Annotated in this window: 18 protein-coding genes; 9 read left to right on the plus strand and 9 right to left on the minus strand. The window is 46.1% G+C overall.

From position 1 onward, the window contains the following. Nucleotide 1: 1 nt before the first annotated feature. Nucleotides 2–1,948 carry a redoxin domain-containing protein gene (locus RBT11_13815; GenBank protein ID MDX9787856.1) on the plus strand — a complete coding sequence of 649 codons (1,947 nt, stop codon included), beginning with the start codon at nt 2–4 and terminating at the stop codon, nt 1,946–1,948. A gap of 37 nt (nt 1,949–1,985) precedes the next feature. Beyond that, nucleotides 1,986–2,495, plus strand: coding sequence for a FlgO family outer membrane protein (locus RBT11_13820; GenBank protein MDX9787857.1), 510 nt, complete (start codon nt 1,986–1,988; stop codon nt 2,493–2,495). Between the two features lie 18 nt (nt 2,496–2,513). On the opposite strand, the gene RBT11_13825 is transcribed toward RBT11_13820, so the two are convergent. Then, complete coding sequence (locus RBT11_13825) at nt 2,514–3,635, minus strand: hypothetical protein (GenBank protein MDX9787858.1); 1,122 nt, start codon at nt 3,633–3,635, stop codon at nt 2,514–2,516. Between the two features lie 136 nt (nt 3,636–3,771). Next, nucleotides 3,772–5,580 carry a MopE-related protein gene (locus RBT11_13830; GenBank protein ID MDX9787859.1) on the minus strand — a complete coding sequence of 603 codons (1,809 nt, stop codon included), beginning with the start codon at nt 5,578–5,580 and terminating at the stop codon, nt 3,772–3,774. Nucleotides 5,581–6,382: 802 nt separating this feature from the next. Here RBT11_13830 and RBT11_13835 point away from each other — a divergent pair. Both RBT11_13835 and RBT11_13840 read left to right on the plus strand, forming a co-directional pair. Next, entirely contained in the window at nt 6,383–7,189 is an 807-nt protein-coding gene (locus RBT11_13835) for a flagellar motor protein MotB (protein ID MDX9787860.1), read from the plus strand. 45 nt (nt 7,190–7,234) lie between these two features. Beyond that, on the plus strand, nt 7,235–8,143 hold the full coding sequence (locus RBT11_13840) for a MotA/TolQ/ExbB proton channel family protein (GenBank protein MDX9787861.1): 909 nt from the start codon (nt 7,235–7,237) through the stop codon (nt 8,141–8,143). A 144-nt stretch (nt 8,144–8,287) separates the two neighbouring features. Here the strand turns inward: RBT11_13840 and RBT11_13845 are convergent, their stop codons facing one another. Together RBT11_13845 and RBT11_13850 are read right to left on the minus strand one after the other, a co-directional pair. Next, entirely contained in the window at nt 8,288–8,584 is a 297-nt protein-coding gene (locus RBT11_13845; protein MDX9787862.1) for an antibiotic biosynthesis monooxygenase family protein, read from the minus strand. Nucleotides 8,585–8,793: 209 nt separating this feature from the next. Next, nucleotides 8,794–10,683 (minus strand): U32 family peptidase, encoded by a 1,890-nt coding sequence (locus RBT11_13850; protein ID MDX9787863.1) that lies wholly within the window; start codon nt 10,681–10,683, stop codon nt 8,794–8,796. Nucleotides 10,684–10,992: 309 nt separating this feature from the next. Between RBT11_13850 and RBT11_13855 the strand changes: the two genes are divergently transcribed. The 4 genes from RBT11_13855 to RBT11_13870 all read left to right on the plus strand — a co-directional run bounded on the left by RBT11_13855 (nt 10,993) and on the right by RBT11_13870 (nt 14,427). Next, nucleotides 10,993–11,649, plus strand: coding sequence for a hypothetical protein (locus RBT11_13855; protein ID MDX9787864.1), 657 nt, complete (start codon nt 10,993–10,995; stop codon nt 11,647–11,649). 33 nt (nt 11,650–11,682) lie between these two features. Continuing rightward, a complete protein-coding gene (locus tag RBT11_13860) occupies nt 11,683–12,123 on the plus strand; it encodes a hypothetical protein (GenBank protein ID MDX9787865.1) in 441 nt (146 codons plus the stop codon). Nucleotides 12,124–12,438: 315 nt separating this feature from the next. After that, a complete protein-coding gene (locus RBT11_13865) occupies nt 12,439–13,581 on the plus strand; it encodes an acyl-CoA dehydrogenase family protein (GenBank protein ID MDX9787866.1) in 1,143 nt (380 codons plus the stop codon). Nucleotides 13,582–13,668: 87 nt separating this feature from the next. Beyond that, a complete protein-coding gene (locus tag RBT11_13870; GenBank protein ID MDX9787867.1) occupies nt 13,669–14,427 on the plus strand; it encodes a hypothetical protein in 759 nt (252 codons plus the stop codon). 230 nt (nt 14,428–14,657) lie between these two features. On the opposite strand, the gene RBT11_13875 is transcribed toward RBT11_13870, so the two are convergent. The 3 genes from RBT11_13875 to RBT11_13885 are packed head-to-tail and all read right to left on the minus strand — an operon-like array spanning nt 14,658 to nt 16,352. Continuing rightward, entirely contained in the window at nt 14,658–15,320 is a 663-nt protein-coding gene (locus tag RBT11_13875) for a transposase (protein ID MDX9787868.1), read from the minus strand. A 30-nt stretch (nt 15,321–15,350) separates the two neighbouring features. Next, complete coding sequence (locus RBT11_13880) at nt 15,351–15,944, minus strand: hypothetical protein (protein ID MDX9787869.1); 594 nt, start codon at nt 15,942–15,944, stop codon at nt 15,351–15,353. Nucleotides 15,945–15,980: 36 nt separating this feature from the next. Then, nucleotides 15,981–16,352, minus strand: coding sequence for a DUF4277 domain-containing protein (locus tag RBT11_13885; protein MDX9787870.1), 372 nt, complete (start codon nt 16,350–16,352; stop codon nt 15,981–15,983). Between the two features lie 729 nt (nt 16,353–17,081). Between RBT11_13885 and RBT11_13890 the strand changes: the two genes are divergently transcribed. Continuing rightward, complete coding sequence (locus RBT11_13890; GenBank protein MDX9787871.1) at nt 17,082–17,399, plus strand: hypothetical protein; 318 nt, start codon at nt 17,082–17,084, stop codon at nt 17,397–17,399. A gap of 125 nt (nt 17,400–17,524) precedes the next feature. Here the strand turns inward: RBT11_13890 and RBT11_13895 are convergent, their stop codons facing one another. Continuing rightward, nucleotides 17,525–17,731 carry a hypothetical protein gene (locus tag RBT11_13895; protein MDX9787872.1) on the minus strand — a complete coding sequence of 69 codons (207 nt, stop codon included), beginning with the start codon at nt 17,729–17,731 and terminating at the stop codon, nt 17,525–17,527. A gap of 136 nt (nt 17,732–17,867) precedes the next feature. Then, complete coding sequence (locus RBT11_13900) at nt 17,868–18,125, minus strand: hypothetical protein (protein MDX9787873.1); 258 nt, start codon at nt 18,123–18,125, stop codon at nt 17,868–17,870. Between the last annotated feature and the right edge of the window lie 477 nt (nt 18,126–18,602).

Raw genomic sequence — 18,602 nt, forward strand, 5'->3', positions numbered from 1 at the left:
CATGCGACAGTCCTTTTTCTTCGTTAAAACCTGCCTGACCCTGACAATACTGGCAGTGGTATTTGCCCCGGTGTGTTTGGCACAAATCCTGCCGGGCCAAGCGGCGCCGGGTTTTTCTCTGAAAGACGCGGCTGGAAAGACTTATGATCTTGCCGTGGTGGCAAACCAGCCGATGACGGTTCTCTATTTTTTTGACGCCGAATCACGGCCCAGTCAGGAGGGGCTTCTCAGCCTGGACAAACTGGCGAAACGCTTTGCGGACAAGAATCTGGTGATTTGGGGTATCACCACCTCCAGCAGAAAGGCTGTGGACGGTTTCATTTCCCAAACCAAGCCGGACTTTCCCGTGCTCCTGGATTCCGGCGGTACCAGCGCGCTGTACCATGCGCAATTGATTTTACCGACCATCTGCATTATCGGTCCGAAGCAAACCGTGCTGGACTATTTTCAGGGCGGTGGCAAAACCACGGAAATAATGCTCGTAAAGCTTGCGGAAAGAACCTTGCAGCAAAAACAAACGCTGGTGGCCAAAGCCCTTACCGATGTGGTGATCGAGAAAAATCCGGAAAACATTAGGGCCAAAGCACTCAAGGGGTATGCCGAAATCAAGGAAGGAAACCTGGCAAGTGCTGAAAAGATTTTTCAAAACGTTGCGACCGGAAAAGGGCAGGGGGAAATTATAGGAAAGGAAGGACTTAGCGCCGTTTACGCCAAAAAAGGGGAGACGCAAAAAGCCCTTAACATGGCCCGGGAAGTTGAGCAAAAAGCGCCTGAAAGGCCCTTGGCCCATCTGGTTAAAGCGGATATTCTATATAGCCAGAAAAAAAATGCGGAAGCAGAAGCCGAATACCAAAAAGCCGTGACGAAGAAGGAAGGGGACACCTTTCACCAGGCTGAAGCGCTCAACAAGTTCGGCCGGTTTTATGCCACGATCGGAAAATTCGACCAGGCCAGGGGGTTGTATGATCAGGCGGTCACCATAGATCCCTATTATGTGGAAGCCACCTCAAATAAAGGGATGACCTATGAAAGGGAAGGCAAATGGGATCAGGCCCTCTCTTCCTACCGCGAGGCGCTGAGCCTGAATAAATCCGACACCTTTGCCGCCGTGCTCGCGCAAAAAGCCGAGCAGATGCTTGCGCTGCAGAAAAATGCAGCCAAAAGAGATGAAATCAATCGGTTGGTCAAGGAACTATCAGAGCGGTTTAAAACTCAGCAACAAGAAGTCTCCAAATCAGAAGATACCTGGACCTCCAGACCCATGGTGTTAACCTTTGTGGACCTTCAGGAAAAAGGCGCGCTTTCCGAACGAGACGGCTTTTCAACCGTTATCACCACGGAACTCGGCGACAAGCTCAACGCCTCGGGCCGCGTAAAGGTGGTGGAGCGGGCCGTACTGGATCAACTGCTGACGGAGCTGAATCTGGGCTCGTCCGATCTGGCCGATCCTGAAACCGCCTTGAAACTGGGTCGTGTACTGGCCGCAAAGCTCATCAGCACCGGAACGCTGCTTCATCTTCATAACGGTACCCTGATGAGCCTTCGGCTCATCGATACGGAAACCACGGCGGTACCGAAAGTCATCACCAAGCAACTCAACGCCGAAGAAGCATTGCCCAAAATGCTTCATGGGCTGACTCGGGAAATTCTTACCGCCATTATACAACATTACCCGTTGCAAGGCTTTTTGGTGCAGGCCGGCGGCGAAGAGGTAATGCTCAATATCGGCGCTAAACAAGGCGTTGTTCAGGGCACGCAGTTCGAGGTCATTGAAACCCAGGCGCCTATCAAATATAAGGGGAAACTGCTTCAGGGCGCCCCCAAGGCCGTGGGGAGAATTGAAATCGTCAGCGTGGAGCCCGATCTAAGCTATGCAAAAGTAGTTCAGAAGCATCGCGCGTTTAAGCAGGATGATCAGGTCGTTGAAAAACTGATGGAAACACTCTAACCGCAATGGGCGGACCCGGTACGGAAGGATGAAAAAGGTGAAGAAACTGCAGGTGATAATGGTTGTCCTCGTGAGTTTGGTTAGCTTTAGTTGCGCCACGCACCAACGCGCGTCATCCCCCGTGCCGCAGGAAAGAAAACCCGCAATTGCGGTTTGGGATCTCGAAAATTTAAGTCCGCTTGACCCCGCCCAAGCGGACTTAGGGGATCTTTTATCCGCGAAAATCATGGAAACCGTGCGGCAAAACGAGCAATACACGCTGGTTGAACGGCAGCAGCTTCAATTGGTGTTAAGGGAGTTGAATCTCGGATCTTCTTCACTGGCCGATGCTTCAACCCAGTTGCGTATCGGCAAAATGGTGGGGGCCCGGCTGATGATATTCGGCGCTTACCAGGTTATCGCCAATCAGATGCGCCTTGATCTTCGAATCGTGGAGGTGGAGACCGGCCGCATTCTAAAAGCCACGGAAAAAACCGTGAGCAGTACAGATTTGGCCGGATGGCTGACCGCGGCGGAAGCCGCTGCAAAGGAGATTATTCGACCTTGAACCATATGAACCACTGACCTAGAAACTCTGGGTTACACTGGCGCCAATGATAAACCCATTGAATGTACGATCTTCCGAGAAATACCAGTTTCGGTCGACATCCATCGTGTATCCACTCAGGCTGAACTCACCTCTCAAATTGGGTGTCAGTTGGCTCAGCAGGGCCACCGCAACCGAGATTTTTTCCTTTTCACCGATATAAAAAGAGGAATCCGTTCCATAATCATTTTCTGCAACAATAAGATAATAAACCTGCGTGCGCAGGACAGTTTCTTTTGAAAAATTATATCGCCAGACGAAGTCAGCGTTCCACTCATCCCCATAGCTTGAACGATCTTCAGTCTTGATCCCTTCACCTTCCTCCTGAAAGGCACTTTTTCCCCTAAAAATGCCCTGAACGGTCAAGGCAATGTCCCAGTCGTCCTGAGAATAATTAACGCCGAAACCCGTAAGCACAAAAATACCCTCTTCATAATATTTCTCATTATCGACTTCATCATTGTCGTAAAACGCAAACTCCCCGAATAAACGGCACTGCCATCGGGAAGAAAGAGAATAGACAATCTCACCGGTTAAGCTCAAGATTTCTCCGGGATCATAGTTGTGAATCATTTCGCTGTAATCATATTCCCCCCGCCAAAGGTATCCCACTCCAACACCGGCAGCCCAGTTATTCCAGACCTTTGCCAGTGTAAACGTGGGGTTGAAATTGAGCCCTTCACCGAATTGTGTAATGGCCACCAAGTCCGGATCCATCGCCAATTCCAACTCTTTTGCATCCAGTTCCGTGCGGCCGGTGGGCAAATTCACATCAAAGCCCAAAAGACAATCCGCAAAAAACTGATCAATAATTGAATAAGATAAATTCAGTTTGGTGTCGATAACGCATCCAAGGGAGTTGCTGCCTTTACCAAACATATCCGACTGTGTGTGTGCGAAAGAGGTTAATATTTTCGTTGAAAAATTTGATTGCTCGGCATAAATGATGACCGGAATGGAGGTTTGCATTCCGCGACTGTCATGGTCGCTGTACCACCGGTTGAAATCAAATCCGGTCATCAAGCGAACATCAACCGCCGATGCTTTCTGAACGCCCGCAGCCATTACGATAACCAATAAAAATAAAACGATTCTTCTCATTTTACCGTCCTTTGTAAGAACTAAACTTAGTGCCGACCAATTTCAAGCCCCCCATTTCTCCAAATGAATATCCCGGGTGCTATGGGTGTGCTCATTTTTCATTTTCACTTATCATTTCAAACCGTACCAATGCTTGCTATTCTACGGGAAAGAAAAAATCGCAACCCTCGTTAATCTGGCCATCACAATTGTTATCTACGTTGTCATCACATGATTCTACAGCATTAGGATTGATATTCGGGTCATTGTCATTGCAGTCGCCCTGATTTTCAGTGAACCCGTCTCCGTCCTTGTCGATATCTTCCGGACAAATCAGATCCCTTCCGTTACAATCCTGGTCGATGCCATCGCCGCAGATTTCGACGGCGCCTGGGTGAATGCTTGCGTTGTTATCGTTACAATCGCCCTGGTTTTCAGTGAACCCGTCTCCGTCGTTGTCGATATCTTCCGGACAAATCAGATCCCTTCCGTTACAATCCTGGTCGATGCCATCGCCGCAGATTTCGACGGCGCCTGGGTGAATACTTGCGTTGTTATCGTTACAATCGCCCTGGTTTTCAGTGAACCCGTCTCCGTCGTTGTCGATATCTTCCGGACAAATCAGATCACTACCATTACAGTCCTGGTCGATGCCATCGCCGCAGATTTCGACGGCGCCTGGGTGAATGCTTGCATCCGCGTCATTGCAATCGCCCTGGTTTTCAGTGAACCCGTCTCCGTCGTTGTCAATATCTTCCGGACAAGGTAGATCACTACCGTCACAATCCTGATCGATACCGTCTCCGCAAATTTCCATGGCGCCGGGGTGAACACTTGCATCCGCGTCATTGCAATCGCCCTGATTTTTCGTAAACCCGTCGCCGTCATTGTCGATATCCTCCGGGCAAATCAGATCAGAACCGTTGCAATCCTGATCGATACCGTCTCCGCAAATTTCCATGGCGCCGGGGTGAACACTTGCATCCGCGTCATTGCAATCGCCCTGATTCTCAGTGAAACCATCTCCGTCATCGTCCACATCATCCGGTTTGGGCGGTCTTAGACTTTGACGCTGTTCAACATCCCGAGGTGTTCTGACCCGCTGAAGCGCCGGATCCAATGATAACCGATCCGTTAACGAGGTTCTGTCCCTCAAGGACTGGAGGAATGCGCGCGGATTTGGTTTTTTGCCGATCAATCCTAAAACCTGTAGCTCGGTCAACGATTCTGAGGCTGGGGTCAGGGCGGGATCCGCTTTTAAAGCGCGTTCATAATATGAGGCCGCCAGCAGGTAATTTCCCTTGTCACTTTCATCAAAGCCTTTGAATAAAAAAATAAGCGCGGGAAAACTATAGGTCATCGGTTTTTCCAACTCTGCGACGGCCTTTTTATCCTCCGGTACTTTTTTTAGCGCTTCCAGTATTGCAAAAAGAACAGCTTTTTCCATTTTGAATATTTCTTCCAAGATGCCCTGGGCGTCGGGAAGGTCTGAAATTTTCTCGTCGACTGTTTGCAACAGGCCGGGATCGATTCCGAATTTTTCCAATTCGAAACTATAAAAATTGCCGCTTACAACATGGGCTGAGCCCAAAAGACGCCCAACCCTTGGAGAAGTATCCGGATCGACCAATCCTGATGACCCCAACCCCATTTCCTGCACTAAAGCCTGAAGTTTGGCTCGTTCGACTACCTGAAGGCCCTCGACCTTTGAAAGATCGGTTATCAACATGTAGGCGAGGCCCTTTTGAAGCGGATCGATCTCCGTCCGTCCGGTCTTGTTAATGAAATAGAGAACAGCCAATGTGCCCGGCGTCGTAATATCCCCGATGTCTTTTTCCTGGGCCAAGGTAACTTTGGCCCAGTTCTTATGAGAACCGGTCACTACCTGACCTGCCCATACCCAGCCGATGATCTGTGTGCATAGAAGCAAGCCGACGGCCATCATAACACATACTTTCTTCCTCATATCAACAGTTCTCCGTACGCTGTTCAGGTGGTTCTGAAATTTCTTTTTAGCCATATGTACCTTAAGAAAAACGAATCAAAGAGAGGCTCGACGCCGGTTCAGAAAAAGTCAGAAACCTTTTCGACCTTAATCAAAAAAAAGCCGTCCATAATATGGTATAGCTCGTTATAACTATCTACATTGCTTAATTGTTTTAAAAGGAAAGAGCAACCGGTAGTCGATTGACATCATGAACTCATCCGATTGTTAAAAAAAGCATAAACAATAAACCATAAAAAAGTCAAACCATATATACTAACTCAGCGATTCTTGCTAAAAATCGTGTTCCTTAATCCGGCAAAGCCGGATGCTGGGATGCTGGGATGCTGGGATGCATAAAAGTCATTTTCACCTTTGGCGAACATACACGCAAAGGCGTGCATGTTTCTGGTAAAGGGCCTAAACCTTGGGGGCAAGTTATGAAAAGCCCTACGGCGCAAATTTGGCGGTTTCTTTTTCAAATGGCCAAGGTGAGTGTCGGAAGCCATGCCGAGAAGACCAAACGGGGCGGGGGTTTGGTTCGCTGTTTGTGAAACGTCAAGCCTCTGACAGCAAACAATCATCTTTGACGGACAAGCAAAAGTTGTGCGGGTTTTCAAGTGAAACAAACCGATGTTATGTTTACTGAAGAGCGAATGCTTTTGTTTTTGGCATTAAAAGTGCATAAAAACATGTCGGCTCAAAGGTGTCGGAAAAGACCCGGTAACGCACCTTATTGATTCAGACCGGTTTTTTGTTAACATGATAATTGGTTTTCGACATTATGGACGAATATTCACACGAAAACAATCCTGAAGCGGCCGAAAAGAAATCCGAAAATAGCGCTTGTTTTCAAGCCGGTACGCTGATGGATACCTTTTCGTGCCTGGCGGTTCATCGTGAGCAAGATATTTTCTTTCAGATTCGAAAACCCCGGCGGGTTCACTGGTCCATCGCATGGTCGGATTTAATGATGACTATGTTTATCCTGTTTGCCGTAATGTTCATTTACCAGTCGGCGAACCGGGATCTCCGGTACGGCGGTATAGAGATAAAGGCGCCGGCAAAAATGTTGACCGGAAAAACGGAAAGCGACCCCGGGAAAGAAGGAGCGCCTGTTGAAACAACCGCGATAAGGATCGAAAAGAGCAAACCGCGGGAACAGCCGATGGAGGCGTTTCGCCCGGAAACACTGCAGGATATGAATCGAGTGGCGTTGAAAGCAGATCAGGCGGTGCGGATTATTTTACCGGCAGATCTGTTATTTGATACGGGCCGGGCTGAATTGAAAACACAGGCTATCCTCTCGTTGCGTGAGATTGGTGACGCAATCGGCAAGACCACTGATAGGGTGACTGTTGCCGGGCATACCGATAATGTGCCGATTCATTCGGAACAATTTGCCAGCAACTGGGAGCTTTCGGCCATTAGGGCCTGCAGGGTGGCCCGTTTTTTGATTGAAGAAATGCAGGTTCCCGCCGAAAGGGTGATTATCAGCGGTTCTTCCTATTTTCAGCCGATCAACCCCAATGATACGATTGAAAACCGTTCGAAAAATCGGCGCGTTGAAATTATTCTTTCGAAAAAATAGCGTTCATCAGCAGAGAATTGCCCCCGTAGCGTTGAGGAAAAATGTATGGATAAGAGAATTAAAGAAAAATTGGAAACGGTTAAGGGCGTCATTCAGATTCATCGCAACCTCGTTGGACTGGTGATTTTTTTATTTTTGTTTTTTCTCGGGTTCTTTTTTCAGGGCCAAGTGGGTTTATATTTTAATTTGGCGGGAATCCTGATTGTTGTCGGCGGAACCATGGGCGCTGCCATGATCAGTTTTCGAATGCAACGGCTGCTCATCGTTTGGAAGGTCCTGAGGGTTTCTTTTAAATTAAGGGAAAAGGAGCCGGAAGAGATCATAGAGGTTTTGGTTGATTTGTCATTAAAGAGTAAGCTTAAGGGGCTTTTGTCATTGCAGGAGGACGAGGAAGAGTCGACCGTCCTTTTCTTAAGGCACGCCCTGGGGTTGCTCGTGGACGGGTATGAGGTCGCCCAGATTCGGGACTTTTTAAACACGGAAATGTATTTTTTTAGAATGCGCCGCCAGGAAATCGAGCGTATCTTGCGAACATTGGCCGAGGTTTGCCCCTCTTTTGGTTTGGTGGGCAGCGTCGTGGGGCTGATTGGCATGCTGGCGGGAATTGGTGACACGGCGACCATATTGGCCACGATTCCCATTGCGCTTACGTCCACGCTCTATGGCGTTGTTATAGCGAATTTTTTCTTTTTGCCGATGGCCGCGCATATAAGAGAGAGAACCGATCATGAGCTTTTGTTGCAGAAAATTATTCTTGAGGGAGTCGTCGCGATCGGCAGCAATTTGCATCCTCGCGCATTGGAAATGAAACTGAAATCGTTTTTAACGCCCTCCCTTCGAAAGGGCAAACTGGTTTCGCTGGAACGAATCCGGGAACGGTTTCATATCGGCAATGTGGTTCACGTTGATCCTCCCGAGATGCCGGAAATGCCTTCTGAACCGGCGGCAGATTGACCATAAATAGCCCTGGCTGCCGAAAGATTAAATAGGTAGCCAGGGCTATTTATTTGGCAAAGTCACTATCGACCCGGATAGTGATTCGTTGGTGCCCATTGGATTATTGATGAAACGGCATGTGAGTATCTAACGATAGGTGGTTCATTCAGTAAACCCGGAATAAAAAGCTTCATAGAGCGTTTCGCCGCCTAAAAGGTCATCAATTTTTCCATGTGTTTTTTGGCGATCGGGGCTTTTAAGCCAATTTTCCCAATCTGCAATGGATTGCCATGTGCTGATAACCAAAAACTCCTCTGGATCATCGCAGTTTCTCAGGGTTTCACCTGATATGTATCCTGCCTGAGCCGTTGCCATCTGTCGCATTTTCTTAAAAAGCGGCAGCATTTTTCGCGCCTTGCTTTCCGGAACCCTTCTTCTAATCAGAATTCTCACCGCCATACTTGTCTTCCTTCATTAATCGTTTGAGCCATATGAACGAGATCAGGTGTAAAGGGGATTAAGTGTCATATGCAAACATAATATGCCAATTTGTTCCGGTCAACAAGCGTATTGTTATGATTATCTATTTTCTAAATAAATTTAGATAATAACATTTAGGACCGAATATCGGCGGTATATTTTGGATTGCGCACCAGACGTTATATTGCTCACTGCGTGTTTTCCATCACCACGAACATTTTGCACTGTTGGCAGTCAAAATCGAGCCGATAAGCATGATGCCCGTCGGTGATTCGCAAGGGCGCCTTGAGTACAAGCGTTTTTTTGCCGGACTTCGGACAAGCGCCCAGTTGGTGGCGAATGCAATATCGCGTGGTCATAACCGTTTTTCCGGTTGTATTGGAAAGGGTTTCAAATGCGGGTTCGCGAAGTTGCGCGCCGTGGCGTTCGTAAAAGCGCCGGGCATACTCATTCAGAACATTGGCCTGAAAGTCCAATATTTTTTCCGGGTAGGCAACGGTGTTGGGTGTCAGCCGAAGGGTGTGACGCGGGTAATGTCGAGGCCGGATTTGAGTGAGCGCTTCAAGGACATGGCGTCTGATGCCGTTGAGGGTGCTCAAAGGGAGAAATCCCGGCGCTTCGGGATAAATCGTTATTTCCGTTACATGATAGGGGCTATTGCCCGTGCTGGTCAGCTGTGTCTGAATTTGTGCGCGTGCTCGGACCGGGTCGCGGGCAGGTTCAAATAAAGCGGCCATGACGTGATCGGCCCGGTTGCCGTCTTCATCCTTAACCAGAAGATGGATATGGGTATTATTCTGAATAAAATTCATTTCTATACCGATACGTCGTGCCCCGGAATCTTTTTTCAGCATGCGGGAAAAAGCGTGGTCATGGTTGCGATACAACCGGGTGCCGATTGACAAGCCTTTCATGGTATTGGGATAAACGGTTTCTTTTATGATTCGGTCGACCCGGAATCCTGCCAGGGTGTTTTCCTTTGTAAAGAAACAAAGACCGTCCCCGTTGGTGAGGTCGGCATTTTGGATGCGAAATGAATCCTTTCTTACCGCGCTGATAATCCCCAAGAATTGCCCGATAGATTTTTGCGTATCCATTGAGGCGATCTTTTCTTTTCGACCGAAAAGAAAGTAGTTTGTGTAGCCACGATTAAAGGTTTTTTCGGGGTCCGCTGAAAACGTAAAGGTACTGACTCCGGCGCTGGCGCGGCGATATGCCGGGTGCGTGTCGATAAACCGATCGATGGCTATCCGGTAGGCGGCTGTGATGTTTTTGACGTAATCGATGTCCTTGTAACGGCCTTCGATTTTAAACGAGGTTACACCGGCCGCAGCCAGATCGGAAATGGCAGTGATGAGATTAAGATCTTTCAGGGATAAAAGGAATTTGTCCCGTAACACAACAGTGCCGTCGCCATCGGTCAGCGTGTAACGGGAACGACATGGCTGCGCGCAGACGCCGCGGTTGCCGCTTCTTTGGGCGATGGCCTGGCTCATATAGCATTGGCCGCTATAGGAAACACACAGCGCTCCGTGCACAAAGGCTTCCAGTTCCCCACGGGTTTGGTTTCGAATCTCCGCCATTTCCGTTAAAGACAATTCCCGCGCGAGGATGACGCGTTTAAACCCCACGTCTTCAAGAAATTTTACCTTTTCCGGTGTATGGTTATGCATCTGGGTACTGGCGATCAGCGGAATGGGGGGCAGGTCCAGCTCCAGGAGGCCGGCATCTTGAAGAATCAACCCGTCAGCGCCGATATTGAAAACCGAGTGAATGATTTGCAGTGCTTCCGGCATTTCCTGGTCTGTCAGAATCGTATTGAGCGCTACATATACCCGGGCATAGAACATGTGTGCATAACGGACTAATTCCGTGATTTCCGAAATAGTGTTGCCGGCTCCGGCCCTGGCACCGAATTTGGGAGCGCCGATATACACAGCATCGGCTCCGTGATCAATGGCAGCTATTCCGATTTGAACGTTGCCGGCCGGCGCCAGAAGTTCAAGCGGTATTTGAGCGGCGCCGGGTTTTTCTATTCGGGATACCAGCGCATGGCCATCGTTTGGTTGTTTAATCATCTTCATTGTGCTGCCAAAAGTCTGCGCCTACGGTTCGTTGCGCCTCACGGTATTCGGTTGGGTGCTGAACTTATCGAAAATTGCCGGCTCATTACCCTTTCCAACCCGACTATAAATGCAGGAGCCCCTTGTTTGTCAACGATTAGTTCGGCGGTTAACGGTTTGGGGGTGCGGCTCAGGGGAGCATAATCGGTTGCCTGTTCAGCCTTTGGATTGCCTGTTGCGAGTGATTTTTTTCTTTGATTGGAGGATTCGCTCCAGATTCTGTCTCATGCTTATGTAAGTAAATTATATTTAACGGTTGCGTTTATGGCGCTTTTGCGCATTAAAAGCCCGGAACAACTCAAGGCGAAATCGCCTGGAGAGCTTGGTATTATTCTGGGTCTCGATCGTATTCCGGAAGTAAAGACCCTGCGCCGGAAACTCACAGAGATGGGGCAAAACGGTAAATCGTTGGAGTTTATGACGGAGTTGACCCGACGGTGGTGCGATGATGATCTTGATGCCATCGGCTTTGTGTATATCGACGGTCACGTCAGGCGCTACAATGGCCGTAAGCACAAGCTGCCTAAAACGCATGTAGCCCGCCGACGGCTTTGCATGCCGGCTGCCACTGATTTTTGGGTCAACGATGCCGACCGCAAACCGCTTTTTGTCTTTACCGCGGAGGTAAACGACAGCCTGCTGTCGATGGTAAATGGCCAGATAATCCCGTATATGAAAAAGCTGGCCGGTGAAAGGCGGATTACGCTCATTTTCGATAGAGAGGGCTGGAGCCCAAAGAATTTTGCCGAATGGTTTAAAGCTGGCGTGGATGTGATTACTTACCGCAAGGGCAAGTATGAACCCTGGCCTGAGGACTGCTTCATTGAAGCTCAAGGCCGGCTTTCCGGAAAGCCCATTACCTATCGTTTGGCAGAGAGGAGCGTTCTTGTGAGCAAATCGTTCTGGATGCGCGAAGTTTGACGCCTTTGTGATTCCGGCCACAAGACATCGGTTATGACCCCCTGGCAGGATCTGAGCGTCGAGCAGATTGCCGCAGCTTGTTTTCCCGATGGAGTCAGGAGAATTTTTTCCGGTACATGCGTAATGAATATAGCCTGGATCATCTCATCACCTACGATGTTGAAGAAGCCGACGGTGATCGCCTGGTGCCTTGTCCGCGATACAAGGAGAAAGCAAATTTCCCGCGCACGCGATGAAGGCCGTGCTTTTTTGAAAGGCCTATTTGAACGACCTGCGGACATCCTGCCCGATAAGATGGCCGAAATCATATCGGTCAATTTTCATCCGATGGCCAATCCGCGGTTTAATAGGGCACTAAACGAACTGTGCGAGATGATGAATCAAGAAGAATTTCTGTTTCCACAGACCCGGCTAAAAATTGTCTTTGGCGCTATGGCCGTTGCATCTGGAATTGCGCCATATCAGGAGTTCTGAATTTGAATTCGTCAAATTTTAAAGATGGGTGAAATGGATGAATTCGTATTTTTTCAAATTGGGGGAAACCAAAGTAAATTGGATAGATACTTGAATATTTTTGTAGATTCAGAACAGAAAATTGAAAAAAAAATTGCTAAAAAAACTTGACATGAGAAAGGTGCTTCCTATATATTTGAACAAACGTTTGGTAAAAATTATAACCTTCCATCATTATTATATGTTATGTATCCTATTTACAAGAAAATCGCTTTAAATAATCAATGAAAAGAAACTTACGCATTTTATATTAACGGGTTCGGAAAGGGAGTGGCCATGTATCTTAATGAATTATCAAAAGAACAGAACATGATATTAAGATCTGTTAAAAAGATCGCATCCGAAAAAATTAAAGAAAGTGCAGCAGAAGCTGATGAATGTGCACAATTTCCTAATGATATCTGGAATCTTCTAAAAGAAGCGGATATATTTTCAATGTTTTTCCCCGAGGAATATGGGGGGACGAATTTAGATTTTCATACCTGTTGTTTGGTCATTGAAGAATTATCCAAAGTGGATATAAATTCCGCAATGATGCCATTAACCCAGGAATTAGCGGCTTTGCCGATTATAGTGGGTAATAATGAAAATTTAAAAAAAAAATATATTCCAAAACTGGCGAGTGGTGAATGGCATGCTGCTTTTGCCGCCACAGAACCTGAGGCTGGAAGTGATCTGGGTTCCGTCTCTACATGCGCAGTGTTAAAAGGTGATAAATTTCATTTAGACGGTATTAAGCATTATATTTCTTATGCTGATAATGCTGATATTTTAACGGTTTTTGCAAAAACGAATCCAGAAGCAGGAGCTGAGGGGCTCAGCTGTTTTGTCGTAGAAAAAAACGCTCCTGGATTAACCATTGGTAAAAAAGAAAAAAAGATAAGTGTTCGTGGAGCTGCAGCTTGCGAAGTTTTATTCAGAGATTGTCAGATACCAAAAGAGAATTTAATCAGCGGCGAAGGCCAGACTGTTAAAAATTTGATGAACTTATTAAATTTAACTAGACCCCTGATTGCAGCATGCGCTGTTGGATTAGCGCAAGGTGCCTTTGATTATGCGTTGAAATATTCTACCGGCAGAATTCAGTTCGGGAAACCCATATGTAAGTTTCAGGGGATCCAATTTATGTTGGCCGATATGGCAATGGAAATAGAGGCAGCTAGACATTTGACCTATTATGCCGCTTCACAGGTGGAAAAGAAATCTTCCGGCATCCCTAAGTTTTCAGCTATGGCAAAATGCTTTGCTTCTGATGTCGCGATGAAAGTAACGACAAATGCTGTTCAAATTTTAGGAGGCGCAGGGCTAATGTGTGACCATCCCGTCGAAAGGATGATGAGGGATGCCAAGCAGCTTCAAATTGTTGAAGGAACAAATCAGGTCATGAGATCTGTTATCGCCGGCAAGTTGTTGAGGTGATAACACGCACTAACCGGCCTTTTAAATTTATATTGTATATTATAATTTTTAAAACCTATAATTTAAACCCTTTGCAAGGAGATAGTTATGAAAGACAAATTGTCACCCGTGGCTTTTCCAACAACACCAGAAGAAGAATTTAGGTGGGGTTTTGATGTTCATCGGCCAAACAGCACGCCCATGGCGTGGATTTTAGATTGGAAATCGGCAAGCGCAGGATTTGGATTGTCCAGAGAAAGGCTGATGGAGGTAGTTGAGTTCAGGACGGGAGAAGATCTGTCCAGTCTTACAATCGATGATGTCTTAGCCGGGCATTCCTATATGTTTAAAATGCACTGGCACACATTGTATAATGCCATCGCCAAAATAGGTGACCAGGAAATGGCGAGAAAGGTCGCCCACGAAATCGGTTACAATCTGGGTGCCAGAGGATGGGAACTGCTTCAGAAAAAATTTGGATCCCCCGTTCCCTTGGAAAGAATAGTGTGGTACCAGGATATTGCACATTTGCTGTATGGACCTGATACCCATGCATATTCTTGGTGCGATGATCAGAAAAGCGTTTGCTGCAGGTTGGGATGTCTTTTCTGGCCCCCTTTAAGTATGCCTGGAAATGCCTTTTATTGCAGAAGGTTTGATAATGCATACATTGAGGCCTATATGGATGTCGAACCGGGTTTGTACTGTGTGAGAGTCCCAGATTTGGGCGATGACTGCTCAGGGAAAAGATGTATTCATATGTGGACATATGACAAGAAAGTAATTGAAGATTTACCTGATAAGCTGAAAAACAATATTCCTGATACCACAAAGGCTGTCCTGAAGAGAAAGGGTGTTACGTTGTAGATAGTCATGCGGATTTTGGGTTTGTTAATGATTTACTAAATTAATGGGGAGAGAAAAAATTTCTTTCCCCATCAATCTTGTAAGTAAATTATTGCACTGCTGTCCAAAACAATTTGAATTTTGATATTCTGAAACAATAATATCAATCTTTAATTTCGCTCTTTGAAAACGCACGTATTTATTTTTTCATCCTTCCTTCCCATTGCCTGCTCTATTAATCGGCCATGGATTCAGCTTGAATCTATCAGATGCTGGTAGTCATAGTAGTGAAGTCGAACGTCCAGGATGGAGAGAATATCTTTTTGAAGATCATTAAGTTCGGATACAAAGCCACAGCTATCTCCGTCAGGTAGCGGTATTTGTCCCTGGACGATATCTTCGAACTCTTTCAGCATAAACTCGCTGCGCGGATTACGGATATCCTTTTTGTTTGGCATAAATCTATCCAATCCCCGGTTTCGGTTGTCGATATTATTCCTGGCGGTTCTCTCGATGATCACCAACATCTGCAAAGTGATTTTGAAGAGGAACAAAAATGCTTCTATTCGCTCAGGGGTATGCAGGTAGATGGGCTCAATGCTGTAAGGCCCCTTTGCCCGGCGGAAGGTGTGCTCGCACTTGTATTGGCTCTTGTGAGCCAGCATAGCTTTCTCGATGCTCAGTTTATCTGAGGGCTTGTTGGTTAGAAGCGGATAATCGCCGCACTGGGAGAGAGCTTTTTCGAAAGCATCTTTGTCAAGTTCATGTTGAACGCTGAAATGGTCATTGACTTCAGCTATCTTTTCCTTTTCAGAGTCTGCCGATGGCCTGCCGCGTTTGCTGTTCTTATAGGTGGTGACCGGATTGTTGATTACGGTGTAGGTGAAAAATAAGTCTGTGTTGTTTTTCTTCAAGATGGCGGCGCATGCCGCCTCTATCTGTTCCTAGCTTTTCAGCTTATAACTGTTGAGTTTGCCGGAAAGTTCTTTGAAATCGTCGCGTGTCTTCTGGATGCGGTTTTGCAACGCTTTTTGTTTTAGGGCGCGAAGACCATGATCGAACAGAATGATCATCCGCAGCTTGTAGGTTTTGTCTTCATGTGAAAATTCCATGGGGACTTCAAAGCCGCGGTTAACGTGCTCTTTATAAAGGATAAGTAGCTCACTGTCATGTTTGCTCAGTGCCTCTTCAAAGATATTCTTGTAGGATTCATACATCGGCGCCGGAGCGATGAAAAACCCATCATTGTCTGAAATATGCGCCATGTTCTCGTGAGTGATCAATTTCGAATCAGCCACGTAAAGGAAATCATGGCCGTCGAGCAGATCAATCAGTTTGTGCCACTGCTCGACATAGGTAGTTACATCAGCCGTATTGCCGCTATAGACCTTTTGAAATAATGGGAAGGCGTGATCGGAACTAACGGACATCGACCAGACAAGTTGCTTTAGGTCCTTGCGGTGCTTTTTACTATGCCCAAACGTGACACGGATGCTGCGGTCGGTCTTGTTGTTGTCGGCATTACCGTAAACAGACATTGAGGTTGTATCATTGTGACAGACAGGAGTTTGGATTTAAAACACCTCGATCATATTCCGGGTGATAGCCAGTTCGAGCTCCCCGATTCCATAAGAAAATATGGCATCCAGGGTATTGGCAAGCCGGTCGTCGAAGAACTCTTCGGGCGCAATATTGGGTAGCATCACGTTGAGCACGGTTTTTTCTGCGGCAAATTTGCAAATTCGATATAGTTGCATGACCTGAAACAGTATGCCGGAAACCATAGCCATGGCAGCTTGGCTAAGGGTGAAGATTTTCCTTCTTAGATTCGGCTCAACCTGATCATTTATGATGCGCTGGATCCCACATTGATCAAAATAACGGTGCAGGATCGGTGCAAATCCAACCGCTTGTGTTTGGACATTTTTGATAACTGGTGGTATCAATTGCAGCGCCCTCCTTAACATGCTGGAAAGACTCTGCTTTTTAACAGTAAAAATCTAGTTTGATTTCAGTTGGTTATATGGGTTTATTTGGAATTATTGTGTGAAAAAGCGCTCAATCTATAACAGTTATATATTTTTAATGATTTCCTTTGATTTTTAATTTATAAAACCAATAAACGGAACAAGCGAAATTCAAGATAAAGATGAACTGCGCTGATTTTATCGATAACGCACTGGCAATCGATGATTCATTGCCGGTCGCGAAAAGATTTGCCGATGCTGGGTTTAAAGTCATTGGGGTAAGCTGTGGTATAATAGGTGATTAAAAATGGCTTAAAACAGTCAGAATTAGCCAGCACAGGCCTGGAATTTTAACAGAGAATGAGGAAGCCTACTTCGAAGGATATGCTCGCCATATTAAAAAAGAAATTACAATTGCATTAATCCTCCTATAGGGGTTTGAGATCCTTTGAGGTCGCCGATTTGATTATAAACGACGGAATTACCGATTACATTAAAATGAGCCAACCGTTTATCCGAGAGCCAGACTTGATTAACCGATTGCAAATGGGATGCCTGCGTAAAGCAGAATGTATATCGGACTATTTGTGCTTCAATCCGGGCTTTAAGGATGAGGGAGTATATTGTGTCATTAAAGAGAGGAGTTTAAAAAAGTAATATTGGAATTTTTGGGAAGAAAGATTTTCCTCTGCCCATAGGTTGAATAATATGCAAAAAATGCAAATTAAGGTCAAGTTCCTGTCTGTTTTTGCCAATAAAATTGGGACAACCGAAGAAATAATAGAGCTCTTTGAAGATTATAAAATTTCAAAACTAATAAAAATAATAACAAAAAAATATAAAGATGGTCTTAGTGACTATATTTCAGTTTGCGGTGATGATTATGCCTTTAATCAACTGATCAAGATAGGCATACAAATCGGTGGTGAAGGGAGAGTCCAGATGATTGATTATATGGACGGTCCTGATACGATCTTAAATAATGGAGATATTGTATTCATTTATTACGCACTATCAGGTGGATAAATGTCATTAAATTCGAAATTCATTTGTTCGATTAAATTGTTTAAAAACTTTGATTTCGCTCTTTGAAAAAAAAGGTTTTGATAATTTCCGATAGTTCGAAATTTTTCTGCCAGTATTATGAGATACTATGAGCTTTTGAAGAGATACGCATAGGAGTAACAGCGTTTGGGCAGCTCAAGTATGGTCAAAATATCGCTTTGCAGGTTGGTTAGTTCAGATACGAAGCTGTAGTCTTTTCCGTCGGGAAGACGTATATGCCCGCTGACAACATGCTCGAACTTTTGAAGTAGATATTCGGCTTCCGATGTCCGGTAATCTTTACGGTTAGGCATGAAATCACCCAGTCCTTAGTCCCGAGCCTGGATGTTTTTGCGGGCCGACCGTTCGATCAATACAACGGCTTGCAGTGCGAACTTGAAAAGGAACAGATAAGTCTCAATCCGGTCGGGCGTATGCAAATAAATCGGTTCAAGCTGAGCGGTACTGCTTGCTGTAGCCGAAAGTGATCGTGATACTTCGATCGGTTTGGCGATTGTCAACGCTCCCATACACAAAGGCACAAGTGGTGTCGTTATGACAGATGTCGGTTTGAATATCGAAGGCATTGATCATGGCGTTGGTAATTATGCCCTCCAGATTTCCCAGACCGTAACTATAGAGGGCATCCAGAGTGTCAGCCAAGCGGTCATCAAAGTAGTCCTGCGGCGCGGCCGGGAAACAGCGCATCAAGAACCGTGCTCTCTTTTGCAAACTGGCAGATCCGGTACAACTACATCACCTGGAACAGAATGCCGGTAATCATTGCGATACAAGCCTGCCCATGGGTAAGGGCTTTGCGTCTCGGATCAGTGGGTACATGCTCATCAATGATATCCACAATGCCGCATTTTTCGAAATAATGCGGCAGAATCGGGGCAAATCCAACTGGTTTGGTTTTTTAACATCGTTGATGACATTTTTAGACCCTTTACCAGAAACATGCACGCTTTTGCGTGTATATTCGCCGAAGGTGAAAGATGGCTTTTATGCATCCCAGTATTCCAGCATCCGGCTTTGCCGGATTAGGCATATATGTAATTTCCGTAAAGTATAGAAATCACATATAATATCAGCAATAAAAAATCTATGCATATTTTCAAAAATTACAGCTTGTTATATTTAGCTATATGGGCATATGTGCAATTTTTCGTTGCTTTCCACAAA

This window comes from Desulfobacterales bacterium (assembly GCA_034003325.1).
In the GTDB taxonomy this organism is placed as follows: Bacteria; Desulfobacterota; Desulfobacteria; order Desulfobacterales; family JAFDDL01; genus JAVEYW01.

Excerpts from the sequence above, each read along its gene's own strand:
- RBT11_13830 (MDX9787859.1), bottom strand. The coding sequence starts at position 5,580 with ATGAGGAAGAAAGTATGTGTTATGATGGCCGTCGGCTTGCTTCTATGC.
- RBT11_13880 (MDX9787869.1), bottom strand. The coding sequence starts at position 15,944 with ATGTCTGTTTACGGTAATGCCGACAACAACAAGACCGACCGCAGCATC.
- RBT11_13840 (MDX9787861.1), top strand. The coding sequence starts at position 7,235 with ATGGATAAGAGAATTAAAGAAAAATTGGAAACGGTTAAGGGCGTCATT.
- RBT11_13865 (MDX9787866.1), top strand. The coding sequence starts at position 12,439 with ATGTATCTTAATGAATTATCAAAAGAACAGAACATGATATTAAGATCT.
- RBT11_13855 (MDX9787864.1), top strand. The coding sequence starts at position 10,993 with ATGGCGCTTTTGCGCATTAAAAGCCCGGAACAACTCAAGGCGAAATCG.
- RBT11_13895 (MDX9787872.1), bottom strand. The coding sequence starts at position 17,731 with ATGCCTAACCGTAAAGATTACCGGACATCGGAAGCCGAATATCTACTT.
- RBT11_13825 (MDX9787858.1), bottom strand. The coding sequence starts at position 3,635 with ATGAGAAGAATCGTTTTATTTTTATTGGTTATCGTAATGGCTGCGGGC.
- RBT11_13860 (MDX9787865.1), top strand. The coding sequence starts at position 11,683 with ATGACCCCCTGGCAGGATCTGAGCGTCGAGCAGATTGCCGCAGCTTGT.
- RBT11_13850 (MDX9787863.1), bottom strand. The coding sequence starts at position 10,683 with ATGATTAAACAACCAAACGATGGCCATGCGCTGGTATCCCGAATAGAA.
- RBT11_13890 (MDX9787871.1), top strand. The coding sequence starts at position 17,082 with ATGCAAAAAATGCAAATTAAGGTCAAGTTCCTGTCTGTTTTTGCCAAT.
- RBT11_13900 (MDX9787873.1), bottom strand. The coding sequence starts at position 18,125 with ATGCGCTGTTTCCCGGCCGCGCCGCAGGACTACTTTGATGACCGCTTG.
- RBT11_13815 (MDX9787856.1), top strand. The coding sequence starts at position 2 with ATGCGACAGTCCTTTTTCTTCGTTAAAACCTGCCTGACCCTGACAATA.
- RBT11_13870 (MDX9787867.1), top strand. The coding sequence starts at position 13,669 with ATGAAAGACAAATTGTCACCCGTGGCTTTTCCAACAACACCAGAAGAA.
- RBT11_13835 (MDX9787860.1), top strand. The coding sequence starts at position 6,383 with ATGGACGAATATTCACACGAAAACAATCCTGAAGCGGCCGAAAAGAAA.
- RBT11_13845 (MDX9787862.1), bottom strand. The coding sequence starts at position 8,584 with ATGGCGGTGAGAATTCTGATTAGAAGAAGGGTTCCGGAAAGCAAGGCG.